This is a genomic window from Cohnella sp. LGH, from assembly GCF_017671885.1.
Lineage (GTDB): Bacteria > Bacillota > Bacilli > Paenibacillales > Paenibacillaceae > Cohnella > Cohnella phaseoli.
In genome coordinates this window covers 6,230,745-6,245,551 of the sequence record NZ_CP072117.1, presented here as the reverse complement: position 1 = coordinate 6,245,551, position 14,807 = coordinate 6,230,745, and the positions used below count along the sequence as shown (strand labels likewise).

The following is a 14,807-nucleotide window of genomic DNA, read 5'->3' as shown; positions in this document are numbered from 1 at the left end:
TTATCAGCCGCGGGCTTAAAGTTAACTTCCTACAGGTAATCTACAGGTAATCTACAGGTAATCTACAAGTAATCTACAGGTATTCTACTCATCTACAGGGGGGATTATTGAAGTTCTCTCGATATCTCCTTACTCAGTAAGGAAATAGTAGCATAAATCAAAGTGGAAATCAATCCTTACTCAGTAAGGAAAAAAGAAGCCAAGCGAATTCACATCTGATTATCCGTTGCTCATCGCGCTAGCCCTTAACAGCCCCCGCCGTCATGCCCGAAATAATATACTTCTGCCCAATCGCATACACGACAATGATCGGGAGCAGATTTAGAATCATAGCCGCGGACACCAAATTCCAGGAGCTGATATAGGTGCTGAAATAGTTGTACATCACCATAATCATTCCCCATTTGTCCGAGGAATTCAGGAAATAAAGTGGGATGATGAAATCGTTCCAGCAGTTTAAGAAGTTAATAATAATCGCCGTGACCGTTACGGGTTTAAGCAGCGGAAAAATGACTTGAAAAAACAGTCTTCCGCCTCCGCAGCCATCAATCACCGCGGACTCGTCCAGTTCCTTCGGGATACTGCCGATAAAACCGAAGTACAAAAATACGGTAAACGGGATAAAGATGGCGGAATAGAGCAAGTAAGCGCCCGTATACGTGTTAATAATATTCAGCATTTGCATGACCTTCATGGTCGTCACGTAGTTCATCGGAGCGACAAGTCCGAGCAGGAAGATCGAATACACCACCATGTTAAGACGCGTTCGGTTCCGGGAAATGACGAACGCAGCCATGGCCGAGACGACCAGCGTAATCAGGGAAGCGGCCGTCGATAAAAACAAGCTGTTAAAGAAGGACGAGTAAATCCGTTTGTCCTTTAACACTTCCAGGTAATTGCTGAACAAAAATTCGGACGGAAGCGACAGGCTCATCGTTGCCGCTTCCGTAACGGACTTAACCGAATTAAGCAGCACCATTAAAAAAGGAACGAGGATGACCAGGCTCAGCAGCCATGCGAATACTTCCTTAGAGAGGTTGACCAATCGTCTGTGCTTAACCATTATCCGTTCGTTTCCTTTCTTGTGAAGATCATGATAATCCCGATTGAAATGACGGCCAGGAAAATAAACATAAGAACCCCTAGCGCCGTGCTGTAGCCGTAATTCCCCATCGAAAATTGATTAAATATCGTAATATTAATGACTTCGGAGGATCTTCCCGGCCCCCCGTTGGTCAATGCGAAAATAACGTCAAACACCTTCAACCCCGAAATGACGCTTAACAATGTATTAATTAAAATAGAAGGAGCGATGGAAGGAATAATGATTTTGGTAAGCTTGTTCCAATAATTGGCCCCGTCCATATCGCTCGCTTCGATTGTTTCCTTCGACACCGTTTGCAGCCCGGCCAAGAAAATAATCATCACAAAACCGGCCGCCTTCCATACTTCAACGCCGATCGTCGACCACATGACCCATTGCGGATCCTCCAACCAAGCCTGCGTCAAGAAGCTTAATCCGATGAATTCAAGAGCATGATTCAAAATCCCGTTAGAGGGATGGAGCACTTGCTGAAACATTAGACCCACAATCAAATTCGAGATAATAATCGGCAGAAAATAAATCGTGCGCAGAAGCCCTTTGGTTTTAATCCCCTCGTTGAGCATCAAAGCTAATCCCAAACCGATAGCAACCTTCAGTACCGTTGTAAAAAAGGCGTACATAAGCGTGTTCTTAATAAACATAAAGCTGCCGCTATCGTTAAAAATCTCTTTAAAGTTGTCCAAACCGATAAACTTGATCTTTTCGCTCATGGAATTCCAGTTGGTTAAGGAATAATAGAAGCCCATAAAGCTCGGAAGCAAAAACAACAAGAAAAATAGAATAAGCGCGGGCAAAATAAATTTCTTTGAGTAGATTTTATTTACGTACATAGCCGTTACCTCATTTGTGGATTTCTCGTACGGATCTTGCGGCAATTGGAGAAAAGACCGGCAGACGAATAACCCTGAATTAATCGTCTCGCCGGTCCTTCATGCCGCTACTGATTCTGAGCAGCAAACAGCTTTTCGCGGTCCTTGTCGATCGCCTCAAGCACTTGGATCGGCGTCTTGCTGCCGAGCATCAGCTCTTGAATGTACTTGCCGACAATGGTGTTATCCCAGTAGAGCAAGCCGTATTCCATATCCAAGCCTTGACCGCCCGGCGCGTTCTCGAGGATCGTCTTGCCTGCTTGCGACGGCTTGCCTGCCACATCCGTGAACGACGGATTCGATTGCAGGTCGGGACGGCCTTCATAGAAGGTATTCAAGTTTTCCGGCTTGGCCATGAAGTCGAAGAACTGCTTTACGCTATCCAGGTTTTTGGAATCCTTGTACGCGACCCGCATATTGCCGCCCGCGGAGTGCGAATACATATCGTTGCCGGCCAGCGGGATCGGGAACATCTCCCATTCGCTTGCTTTCGAATCCGCATACTTCTCGGCAACCTCGCCTTGGTACGACTGGTACATCAGAATCATCGCCGATTTGCCTGTGCCCATTGCCTCGTAGCTGGAATCCCAAGCGTTGGACAACGAATTTTTACCGAAGTAGCCTTTGTCGTACAGCGTTTTGAATTCTGCCAGGAAAGTCTCGAACTCTTTGACATCGGCAAATTTCATTTCTTGATTGTTCAGCTTGTCGTACAAGCCCGGATTCGCTTGCGCCGCTTTCGGACCGAACTGCGAGAACCAGATCGCCCAATACCAAGCTTCTTTCCCGACCATATAGAGCGGCGTTTCGATACCTGCTGTTTTCAACGTGTCGGCAACCTGCATCAGCTCTTCCATCGTTTTCGGAACCTGGACATTATGCTGCGCGAACAGCTCTTTGTTGTACAAGATGCCCCAGCCGTCTACGTTCCACGTCATGAAGCCGCTGATCTTATCGTTAATGGTCGTGCCTGTTTTAGCGTATGGCGCATAGCGCGACACCCACTCTTCATTCGATAGATCGGCAAAATATTTTTCCGGCAAATATTTGTACGCTCCCGAACCCGCGCCGACCATGAAGATGTCCGGCACTTCGCCCGAGGTCATTTTCGTCTTCAGCACGTTGGCATACTGATCGTCCGGTACGACTTGCAAATCGACTTTAATGCCGGTTTCTTTGGTAAATGCCTCAATCAAATCCGAGTCCACTTTGGAGCCTTTGTTTACCCAGTTTTGCGAGGCAACAAAGGTCAACGCGACATCTTTCTTCTCTTCTTTTTTCACTTCGCCGCTACTCGTCGCCGCTGGAGATTCCGCATTGCCGGATGGGCTTGGCTTGTTATCTGTCGTTGATCCGCACGCTGCCGTAACAAGCAGGGAGCAGAGCATAAGCAGGCTGGTCGCCCATCTTTTCGATCCCGTTTTCTTCATTTCTGATCCTCCCATTAATCGCTGATCTGAGCTCTTTCTCTTAAATTGTAATCCCTTTCAAATGGGGGATGAATATCGATTACTGACCTAAAACCGTGGATATTATTGACCTCTTGCATTTCTTCTTTCATAAAACAGAAAAAATGATCTATAGTTGAAAAGTGGCGGTTTAGCTAAGGATTTCTTGGTGATGTTGATACTTCTGTAGGTGGTTTTGAGGGATGTCTTCTTGTAAGTCCATTGGTAAAACTCGATGGAAAAAGAGGGGATGTATCTCCTGGAGGAGCGGAGCGTTTGCCTTTGGAATCGGCGTCGATAGCGTCTCTTCACTTTGCGGGGTGGAGCAGCAACCGGAAGGCTAATCATGACCCACAACACTTCCAGATAATTGCCAGGAATTATTCGTATAATTATCGATGACGCTTTAGCGACATATAACCCCTTATCTTGGTTTTTTATACGATTTTTCCTACAAACGTTCGTCGTTTGAGTCTGAGCCGAGTTACTTTGTGCGGTTTTTCCTACAAATGTCCGCCATTTAAGCCTCGTTCGAGCTGCGTTGTACGAATTTTCGACTAACTTCCCTGCGTAAGCTCATGTGTGCAAATAGATCCGTGGTAAAAATTTAATATCCAATAAATTGGAAACGTTGTGGGTCATGATTAGACCGGAAGGGGATACATCCCCGCTAATAACTTAATCGAGTAAATAAATCAAGGGCTGCCCATGGGACAGCCCTATTTTTATTTCGCTTATTTGGTGAATGCCAAGGCAATGACGCGATAGAGGATAACGGCCGTCTCGGCGCGCGATGCCGTTTGCTTCGGCAACAATTGCTTGTCGCTGCCTGTAACGAGGTTCAATTTAACCAACGCCGCTATACTCGATTTCGCATAACCGGCAACCCGCTCTCCATCCTTGAATGGATCTAACGAAGTCTGGTTCGCAGTCTCCTCAATCAACTTCGTATGGCGCAGCACGCGATCCAAGATCACGAACAACTCTTCGCGCGTCACTTGCGCATCTGGCTTGAACTCTGTTGCCGATGCTCCTTGGACAAGCCCCAATTGTTTGGCGATCGCAACTTCATTATAGTAGTAAGCCGAGCTGCTGACATCGGAGAAGTTGGAATCCGTCTCTGCCGTCAATTGGAACATCCGCACGAGCATAAGGACAAGATCGGCACGCTTCAGACCCTTCTCAGGCGCGAATTGTTCAGCCCCTACTCCGTTCAGCACGCCTCGGGCAGCAAGAGCCTCTATCGCTTCCTCCGCCCATCCATGTTTCGATAGATCCTTAAATTTCTTCGTCGAATATACGACTTCATATTTATCTTCGGCAGAACCTTGTACTGTTACCGTTCCCGTCTTAGGATCGTATTGGCTGAACACAACAGGCGTTCTCGTTCCATCCTTGCCCACTTTTACAACCGATACGAAACCTGGGACTTTAAGCTGTTCAGCCGTCGGCTTGAAGGTAAGCTCCACAGTTCCCGCTTTCGTGTCCGGCTTAGGCTCGGGCTTCGGCTCGGGCTTCGGTTCCGGTTTAGGTTCCGGGTTCACCGACGGCGTTGACGGACCGGATCCCTTATTGCCGCCTCCGCCATTCGATTTTACGGTGACCTTGGCTACAGCTTTAATGGCCGTTCCTTCAACGGTTCCGTTTACGGTGAAAATCCCTTCTTTGGCATAGGCGCTAGGCAAGATCGCTTCCCATACGACGGCCGCATTCGCCGTACTTTCATCCGAATAAGTGACAACGACGCTGGACGGCAGAACCGGTGCGGTTCCTTTCGTCGTTTCGACGTTTACGGCCGCGATATTTTCAATCTGGGCCACGCCCGGCACCAGCACTTCGAATTCAACGGTTTCCGCTTTGCTGTTATCATAGACACGAGTGACCTCCAGCACGACTTTCACAAGCGTATCCCATTTAGGAGTTACAATCGATCCATCCTGCCGAATAATCTCTTCATGATCGGAGGATTTCACGCCAACTGTAAACCCAAACGGCATGTCGGGAAGCGTCAGCGCTTTGTCGTCTTTGGCAGGCGCCTGAATCGTCTCCACTTCGTCCGCAATCGTATAAGGGGTGATGGATTTCACGATAATCGCTCCCATATCCGGAGCGTAGCCATCCGGATTATAGAGCTCGACTCGATTCACGCCCTCCTTGAGCGGCACTCTAATCGTCTTCTTCTGGACATCCTGCCAGCTGGCGCCCGTTAACGGAACCGCTATGCCTTCTTCCTCATTGGCTCGAACGAATACGGTTCTTGGTACGGCAGTCGCGTATTCCAACGTAAGCTCATACAAGCTGTCGCCCGGCAGCGTAACGTTCGTGAAAGCGGCAGTGTTGTTATTTCCTGGATTGCCGCCTACATATCCGAGAGCATATCCGGTCATATAGTAGTTATCGGCTTTAAGATTGGCTTGCCCGGACAGAACGGCATCTTGCGGACTATACACCTGCTCGATATTTTTTATGCTTCCTTCGGGTACGATCACGGTAATTGGCGCCGTGTAAGCTACTGTTCCGTCCGAGAGGCGTTTTATCTGAAGCACAATCGTGACCGCTGTATCCGCCGCTGGAGGATTAATTCTTCCATTCAAATCAATGACTTTCGGCAAATCGGACTTGGCCACCTCAGCTTTATACCCTTCCGGAACCTTCGGCCATTTCAGCTTCTGCATATCTCTCTCAATCGTTGGGACAGAAGTGATACTGGCCGCAAGCTCTTGCAGCGGATCGAGAGCTACCGGCGCATCGGCCGGCGTCAAATAGATCGCCTGACCTGGCAGCAACGATAGGCTAATCTCGCCGTTAACAATAGCTGCATCCTGCTGAAGCAGTCGGGGCAGACCCATGCCGATCTCAAAGATATGCACCTTCTCGACGTCCGCCCATTCCGTCGGCAGCTTCCAGCTTCTCGCCGTATAGCCCGCTTGACTAAATGCGATAATTTCGCGAGTATCCTTCTTCCACATGGCCGGAACGAATACGTCCGTGCCATCGACCAGGAACGCTTCGCCCTGTTTAATGACAGCTTTACTGCCCGTTTTAGAACTGGTCACACCGCCTGAAAACGTAACGGTGTTCGTTGTGTTGTCATAAGAAAGGCGGTCCAATTGATTCAAATATTGCCATGGCAACGTCGTAAGGCTGAATTCCTGCAGGAAGCCGGGCAAATGGACTTTGTCTTTCATCACGATATCTTCGCCATGCATACTAATCCCTAACAGATCATTGCCGCCCCTGCCTCCGACCGCAACCTGCGCAGGCAGTTCAATCTGGCTTTGCAGCGAACGCCAGTCGGCCCACCAGGCCATCGGCTGTATGCCGTACAGCGGATCCTCACGATACAGCTGGAAGTATTCGCTAGTGAAATCTACTCCTTGATCGCGCCAATATCGAATGATCTTTTTCTGCGTTTCCGTGTCTTGACGGAAGGTTGTTTGATGATACGGAGAAGAATAGTCTTCCGGATTCGGTTCGCTAGGCACATAATTAGTTACGAATGCGTCGATATGAATCGTGCCCCCGCGTTGGAGCTGCGGCAGCTTCTCCAGCAAATTGTCAATGTTTCTTTGCAAGACGCCCGCTTCCCATGCGCGCGTAAGATTAATGCGGTAGCTTTGACCGCTTACCCATAGCCCGCCTTTGATCAGATCGCCGTTCGCTTCCCTGCGAATAAGATCCTTCTCGACGAACTCGTTCCATTGCGGGCTGTTCTCATAGGCATCCGTCATATTAATGTGGAGGCTCACCGTTGTGTTGTACTTCAGAGCTTCGTCCATTAACCATTTCAGACTGTCCAGCGCCGTTGTGTCCTTTGCCCGTTTGAGCTTCGGGTTAACGACATTCCAATCCGGATATTTGGAATCGTGTCCGTCATGCTGCCATCCGACCAAATAGACGATTTTCGGAATGTTGCGCGTCATGCCGTCCATCTTTTTAATGGCCTCTAGCGCCTCTTCCAAATTGAGATCAACCTGTCCGTTTTTGCCCAAAAACAGCTTCATCGTTAAGGTTTGCGTATAGTCTCTCATATACGGCCTTGCCGGCTCGGGCTTAATCGTAAAATTCATCTTGTCCGTGAAGGTTTCGCCGTCACGCGATACAGTAACTTTAACCTCGACGTCCCCGATATCGTAGGTTCCGGCTCTCGCCCGACCGTTCTCTCCGATAACGAAAAGCTTGCTTGGCGCTTCGAATTTCACGGTAGACAAAGCATCGGACAACAAATCGATCGTACCGCCGTCTTCCAGCGTGCCTGTGACGACAAGCTGAGTCTCGCCGTCGAGAGGCAGCACTTGCTCCGTTGCCGACAAGGCGATAGAAGCTAGCGGATTGTCGCTCTTCGCGATAAAAGAAATCTTATGAGTTGTCGTCACGCCGTCAAGCGTAACATGAATTTTCGCTTCTCCCGGAAGCGTTGCAGCCTGTTCGTAAGTAATTGCGGCTCCCTTATCCACAGCCCAATCCGCCAAAGTAGCCGATACTGCCGGCGCTGTCGCGGTTCCGCTAGCCAGAATGATCTGATTGGAAGTTTGGAACGGATTGTAGGCAGCCGCAGCCTGGCCGTCCAGCTGCACTTCGGACAACTGATTCAACGATGTGCTCGCCAGTTCGACATCGTCGACATTCAGCCAACCGTCTGGCCCGCTCTGAATCACAATCTCGGCCTCTTCCCCTTTGACCAAAGCCACGTCGGTCAGCTCAGCTAAATTATACGTATTGCTGTATGCTTTAAAGGCAAACGATTTGTCCTTGATGGTCATTGAACCGCCCGCAGCCCAGTTCGCCGCATAGGCCGACAGCCTATACAAGCCGGACTCGGGGATCGCCACCTTTTGCGAAATCGTATGATCTGTCCCCGGATCGAACCAAGTATGCTTGCTTCCGGTACGCGGTTTATTCTCGGCAATGCCCGTTTTATCGGGTACGAAGCTCCAGTGAGCCTCACCATCCTCAAAGCTCGGATTCAAAACCAGATTAGTAGAACCCGCTTCCGCCGCCAGAGCCTTCTCAGTCGCAAGCGGACTCAGCACAAGGGTAAATACAAGGCAAAGCATTGTTATTACAGCCAAACTTCTTTTCATAGACATGTCGAGCCTCCACAATTTAGAATACTTACCGGATTTGTGCGTCAAACAGCTTTTGGCGGTCCTTGTCGATCGCCTCAAGTACTTGGATCGGCGTTTTGCTGCCGAGCATCAGCTCTTGAATGTACTTGCCGATGATGGTGTTATCCCAGTGAAGCAGGCCGTATTCCATATCCAGCCCTTGGCCGCCCGGCGCGTTGGCCAGGATCGTTTTGCCGGCCTGCGACGGCTTGCCCGCCACATCCGCGAACGACGGATTCGCTTGCAGATCGGAACGACCGTCGTAGAAGGCATTCAAGTTTTCCGGCTTGGCCAGGAATTCGAAAAACTGTTTCACGCTTTCCAGGTTTTTGGAATCCTTGTACGCCACCCGCATAATGCCGCCTGCCGAGTGCGAGAACATATCATTGCCGGCGAGCGGAATCGGGAACATCTCCCATTCGCTTGCTTTCGAATCCGCATACTTCTCGGCAACCTCGCCTTGGTAGGATTGATACATCATAATCATCGCCGATTTCCCTGTCCCCATCGCCTCATAGCTGGAATCCCAAGCGTTGGACAACGAGTTTTTACCGAAGTAGCCTTTGTCGTACAAGGTTTTGAACTCTGCCAGGAACGTCTCGAATTCCTTAACGTCGGCAAATTTCATTTCTTGATTGTTCAGCTTGTCATACAAGCCCGGATTCGCTTGCGCCGCCTTGGAACCGAATTGCGAGAACCAGATGGCCCAATACCAGGCTTCCTTGCCGACCATGTAGAGCGGCGTATCCAAACCGACCGCTTTCAGCGTATCGATAACCTCCATCAGCCCTTCCATCGTTTTCGGAACTTGAAGGTTATGCTGCGCGAACAGCTCTTTGTTGTACAAAATGCCCCAGCCGTCTACGTTCCACGTCATAAAGCCGCTGATTTTATCGTTTATGGTCGTGCCTGCTTTGGCGTAAGGCGCATAGCGCGACACCCATTCTTCATTGGACAAATCCGCAAAGTATTTTTCCGGCAAAAACTTGTACGCTCCCGAGCCCGCACCGACCATGAAGATGTCCGGCACTTCGCCTGAAGACAATTTTGTTTTCAGAACGTTGGCGTACTGGTCGTCCGGTACGACTTGCAAATCTATTTGAATGCCGGTTTCCTCGGTAAAGGCTTCTATTAATTCCGCGTCTACTTTAGAGCCTTTATTCACCCAGTTTTGCGAGGCGACAAAGGTCAGCGTGACATCTTTCTTCTCTTCGCCGCTACTCGTCGCGGACGTTTCTGTATGACCCGATGAAGCCGAATTGCCTGCCGTCGATCCGCATGCCGTCAGAATAACCATGGCGCAGAGCATAAGCAGACTGGACATCCATCCTTTCGATCCCATTCCTTTCACTTCTGATCCTCCCTTTAATAGCTGATCTCGTTGCTGCATCTAAATTGTAACCCCTTTCAATTTGAGGTTGAATATCGATTACTGACCTAAAACCGTGGACATTATTGACCTCTTGCATTTTCACTTTCAAAAAGACAAATAAAAAGATTGTGTTATAATCAACGTGATTACGGGCTGCCGGAGGTTAAAGTGTTTAAATTCAAGAGCATACAAGCCAAATTATTTATCAGTTATTCCAGTCTGATCGTGATTATTTTGATCGGACTCGGGATCTCCTTCTACGTTTTCACGGCAAATACATTAAAAAAACAAGCTGCTGAATCCCATCAGCAGCTTTCGTTAAATCTGTCCGATACGCTTGACTCTCAATTCAAGTATATGGACTCGATTGCGGAAAGAGTGATTAGCGCAGAGCCGGTCAAACAATTGTTTTTCTCCAAAAGCGCCGACCGGGATATTACCGTTCTTCACAATAAATGGGATATTACGAGCATGCTATTTTCAATAACGGGCATCCCTTTACAATTCTTTCAAATGAATCTGTTTGCCCAGGACGGCCACTTCGTTAAGTTCGGAAAAGAATACGACGTTCAGGATCTCGACCCTGCTATCATACAAAGTAAAACATGGATCGATCCCGTATTGCAGCTGGACGGCAGACGGAGTATCTCTATCCCTCGCCCTAACGATTGGGATGCCTCCGGCACGCTCATTATATCGCTTTCCCGAGCATTCTCCGAGGTATTTGGTGCCAAGGTTGACAGTATCGTGGAAATCCAGCAAGAATATAAGGAATTTGCGAATCTTATCGAACGAGCCGTGAATCAAGACCGTTCCCAGTCATCGCTGAACACGAACGTATATATATACAATTCCGATGGCTTTCTCGTATATCCTTATCAACCTGAGGATGAGAAATTGGTAGAGTTATCCGCTTTTTACTGGGATAGCATTCAATTGCGATCCGATGCTGAGCAAACCTTTTCCGTCAAAAACCGCTATAATCACGAAACCGATAGCGTGTCCTTCACGAAATCCGAATTTTCGGGATGGACCGTTACGTTGGTGCAATCTGAAGCCAGCCTGCTTCAGCCCGTTGTTAATTTCCGCAGTAAAATGCTTTTTCTTGGAGTCATGATTTTATTGATTACGATGATCGTTACGTTCTTCGTCTCCAAGGGCCTCACCCTGCCGATTAAACGGATCCGAAAATCGATTAAAGCGCTCAGCCTGGAAACGTTGGAACCTAAGCTAAGCCAGAATGTCTCTTTAAATGAATTGGAAGAGCTTAATCAATCCTTCCTGGACATGTGTAACCGCTTAAAAATTTCACTCGAAGAAGTCGTATCCGCCAAATCGCACGAAATCCAGGCCAGGCTGTTCGCGCTGCAAGCGCAGATGAATCCGCACTTTTTGTATAACACATTGGCCATTATCAGCATTAAAGCGGAGAACCAAAATCAGGACGATATCGTCGAGATGTGCCACAATCTATCCGAAATGCTGCGTTACATTGCCGTAGAAGGCTCTAAACCCGTAACGATAGAACGAGAAATCGATTATACGTTAAAATATTTGGAATTGATGAAAATACGCTATATGAACCATTTTGATTACGACATTGATATCCCTGCGGAAATGAACGAGATTCCGGTCCCTCGGCTGCTTATTCAGCCGATCGTCGAAAATTGCTTTAAGCACGGCTTCACCCAGAAACCGCCTTGGTCCATCTCCGTAAAGGGCGAATATTCCGAGCAGTCTTGGAAAGTAACCATTCGCGATAACGGCGTCGGGTTCGATCCGCATACGATTAACCGGATCATGAGTAACGTGAACGGCCAATCCGTCAAATACGGCGATGATTCGGAGCTATTGAACAATATCGGATTAAGCAACATTTATTACAGGCTTAAGCTGCTCTACGATCATCATGTCGTATTTGAAGTTTCCAACGCTCCAGGCAACGGCGCGATGATTATCATTGGCGGAAAACGATTAGACGAAGGAATGATGAAATGACATCCAGACAAAGCTACACCGTTATCGTGGCCGAGGACGAGCAAATTATTTTGGACAACATCATTCAAAAAATCGATCAAGCCGATCTGAATTTCAAGGTGATCGCTTCGGCGGCAGACGGAGAGGATGCTCTATTGCTGGTCGAGCAGATGAAGCCCGATGTCTTATTTACGGACATTCATATGCCCGCTATGGACGGTCTGGAGCTGATCAAGCGCGCCAAAGCGATAAGACCCGACCTGGAAATCGTGATTATTAGCGGCTATAATGACTTCTCTTACGCGCAGCAAGCGATCCGCTTAGGCGTGACCGATTACATTCTTAAGCCCGTTAAGAAAGATTTGCTTAGGCAGACGATTGCGGTAATTAAAGCTCGACTTGATCTCCAGACCCGCAAGCTCGAAAGCGATCTGATTGATAAAATGGTGCACGGGGTCAAGTCCCCGCCCGCATTAACCGAATCGATCAAAGCAACACAACGCCATATGTATTTAATCTGTCTGGGAAATCAGTATACTTACAGCGCCGATGTGCTGGATACCGATTATTTTGACCGTCTTTGGTCGATGATCGATTGGTCCAAAATAACAGCTAACTGCACGAATGAAGCCGTGTCATGGCATTTAATTGACGATAAGTTTTTTAATCAAAAATTCCTTATCCTGAACGGCAGCGAGCAAGCTTGTCATGCGGAAAAACTGATGAATGCGATCTCGTCCTCGCTTCTCCACTCCGTTCCTGTTACAGTCTGTACTGAAGAAGAGTCGGTAAGCTTAGAGCAGATTCGAGATACCGCGCGCAGGATGAGAACTTATCTTGAACGAAATTTGCTGTGCTGTCGGTCCTCGCTTATTACGACGAAGGATCGCAAAGTGCCGGATAGACCGTCTCATCAGGATTCGAATCACATGAATTCGATAAAATTATTCGTTAAGCAGCAGCAGTTCGATTCGTTGCAAAACGAGCTGCTGCATCTATTCTCTCAATGGGAGAAAAGCGACATGACCCAGCGGCAGTTGGAAAAGCTGCTCACCCAACTTGCTGATGAGCTTATGACGCTGATCGGGCATGAAGACGACGATATGATGGGATTCATCGAAAAAGAGCTGTACGACCTCGTTGCGATCTCCACCGACAGCAAAAGTCTGTTTAACGATGCTTTGCAAATCTTGAACAGCTATATGGGCCCGTATAGTCATTCGCGCAAGAAGGGCAGCGATACGTCGGAAGAGCTGTACAATAAGCTGGAGGAATACATTCGGATGAATATGTCCGAGCAAATCACGGTTTCCTCGCTGGCCGAGAAATTCAATTTCAACCCTTCTTATATCATCCGGGTATTTAAGAAATGCTGCGGAGAGCCGCCGATGAAATACCTAACCTCGTTAAGAATCAACGAGGCTAAGCGATTGATCGAGAGACAGGCCGAGCTGGACTTCAAAGACATTGCCGAAATTATCGGCTATTCCGAGCAGCAATACTTTTCCCGCGTATTTAAGAATATGACCGGGATGAGTCCTTCCGAGTATCGGGAGTCTATTAAGAAATGAGTTTAAGGCAGGTGTCAGGTCGATGTCCCATAACTTTCGCCTTACAAGCTCTCAGAGCGCAGCCATTCAGCATATCAGACAGATCGCCGCTTCGAGAAGGGAAGCTGCGCAGGCTACCATCCGAGAAATTCTTCAGATGTCGAATATCCCTTGTAGCCGTTGGGAAGAGGCGGTCTCAAAGCTCCGAACGCATGCCCGAGTAGCGTTGCATTTTCATCCCGATCGCCCGCTAGCGGACAAGAGAAGCGTGGCTCAAGCCTTGCTGGAGCAAGGGACTTATAAGAGCCAGTTTGAGACGCAAATCTCTAATGGCAGCGTATCCGCGTACCCCGGCGGTGCTCGGGATCTGTGGGAGATGAAGCTGTTTGGAGGCGCCTATCAATCGGAGGGAAGCTCCAATAGCGACAGGCCCAAATACGGGGCGTTGGATTTGATGCTGCATTCCGACGGTCCGTCTCCAAGGTTCGGCTCGTGCTATTTCCTGCTCGCTCCGCAGTCCTCCTATCGCAGTACCTATACTTACGGCGGTTCTCAGGATGATCCTGCGGAAAAAGGCACCTACGAGGAATTCGATGATATTTTAGCCGCCATTCTTAGCGATGCCTTCTTCCGAGAGTATGCCCTTGGAGAAAAGGATCTGTCGCCCCGACAAGTCATCGATCGGCTGTTGTTTCGCTTAGATCTGCCTATGACTGAACGTTTGAAACAGAGTCCAAGTCGAAATCTTAACCACTTTATTGAGGCTCAGGTCCACGGTGATCTTTCTCTTCAAGACGATGTGGATATTTTGGTGGCCGACCCTTCTTTTCAAGGAAAAGACATAGGGAGAACTCTGGAAAAGCTGTGTACAACCTATGCAATAGAATTGCATTGGCATAAGGGATATTCGATCAGGGCCGATAATGTACCCTCTGATTTTCGGGGGCCATCCATGCCCACTCTCGCCAGACGAATAGCCATCAATAATTGGATTGACGCGAGTGCGATCGGAATCGCGGTCAATGATTTGAGACGCAATCCGGAACGTTGGCGCGACAGAGGAAGTTACGAAGAGGTGCTTCAGGAATTGAAATTCATGTGGCACGTTCTGGTGAGGTTTGGGGAAATCGATGATGGGGGCGAGAAAACGATAAGTTAAAATAATAAAGCAGGCCTGAGGATAACTATCCCTGGACCTGCTTTATCGCTTATTTGTTAACGTGTGGATAACAAAAGCTGTGGATATGTGGACGATTGCTATTGGAGGTCGGTATAACCTCATCTTGATACCGTTAAGATGTGCATAACCTTGTTGATAACTCGACATTCCTCTGTACAACTTGATATTTCACATCCTAAAGTTTTAATAACGGCTAGA

General features: G+C 48.3%; 8 protein-coding genes. 3 read left to right on the top strand and 5 right to left on the bottom strand.

What is annotated here, in order from left to right:
• Window positions 1–238: 238 nt before the first annotated feature.
• From J4772_RS26090 to J4772_RS26070, 5 genes are all read right to left on the bottom strand, one after another.
• On the bottom strand, window positions 239–1,063 hold the full coding sequence (locus tag J4772_RS26090; RefSeq protein ID WP_209072025.1) for a carbohydrate ABC transporter permease: 825 nt from the start codon (window positions 1,061–1,063) through the stop codon (window positions 239–241).
• A complete protein-coding gene (locus J4772_RS26085; protein WP_209072024.1) occupies window positions 1,063–1,935 on the bottom strand; it encodes a carbohydrate ABC transporter permease in 873 nt (290 codons plus the stop codon). Before J4772_RS26085 ends, J4772_RS26090 begins: the two co-directional genes overlap by 1 nt.
• A 107-nt stretch (window positions 1,936–2,042) precedes the next feature.
• Window positions 2,043–3,404: an ABC transporter substrate-binding protein gene (locus J4772_RS26080; protein WP_247740855.1), complete on the bottom strand. Its 1,362-nt coding sequence runs from the start codon at window positions 3,402–3,404 to the stop codon at window positions 2,043–2,045.
• 752 nt (window positions 3,405–4,156) lie between these two features.
• Window positions 4,157–8,506: an S-layer homology domain-containing protein gene (locus J4772_RS26075; RefSeq protein WP_209072023.1), complete on the bottom strand. Its 4,350-nt coding sequence runs from the start codon at window positions 8,504–8,506 to the stop codon at window positions 4,157–4,159.
• Between the two features lie 31 nt (window positions 8,507–8,537).
• Complete coding sequence (locus J4772_RS26070) at window positions 8,538–9,872, bottom strand: ABC transporter substrate-binding protein (protein ID WP_209077444.1); 1,335 nt, start codon at window positions 9,870–9,872, stop codon at window positions 8,538–8,540.
• A 198-nt stretch (window positions 9,873–10,070) separates the two neighbouring features.
• Here J4772_RS26070 and J4772_RS26065 point away from each other — a divergent pair, with 198 nt between their 5' ends.
• Genes J4772_RS26065 through J4772_RS26055 form a run of 3 tightly spaced genes read left to right on the top strand, consistent with a single transcriptional unit; the run spans window position 10,071 to window position 14,588 of the window.
• Window positions 10,071–11,900: a sensor histidine kinase gene (locus J4772_RS26065; RefSeq protein ID WP_209072022.1), complete on the top strand. Its 1,830-nt coding sequence runs from the start codon at window positions 10,071–10,073 to the stop codon at window positions 11,898–11,900.
• Window positions 11,897–13,450, top strand: coding sequence for a response regulator transcription factor (locus tag J4772_RS26060; RefSeq protein WP_209072021.1), 1,554 nt, complete (start codon window positions 11,897–11,899; stop codon window positions 13,448–13,450). Before J4772_RS26065 ends, J4772_RS26060 begins: the two co-directional genes overlap by 4 nt.
• A 22-nt stretch (window positions 13,451–13,472) precedes the next feature.
• A complete protein-coding gene (locus tag J4772_RS26055) occupies window positions 13,473–14,588 on the top strand; it encodes a DUF3626 domain-containing protein (protein ID WP_209072020.1) in 1,116 nt (371 codons plus the stop codon).
• Window positions 14,589–14,807 lie beyond the last annotated feature (219 nt).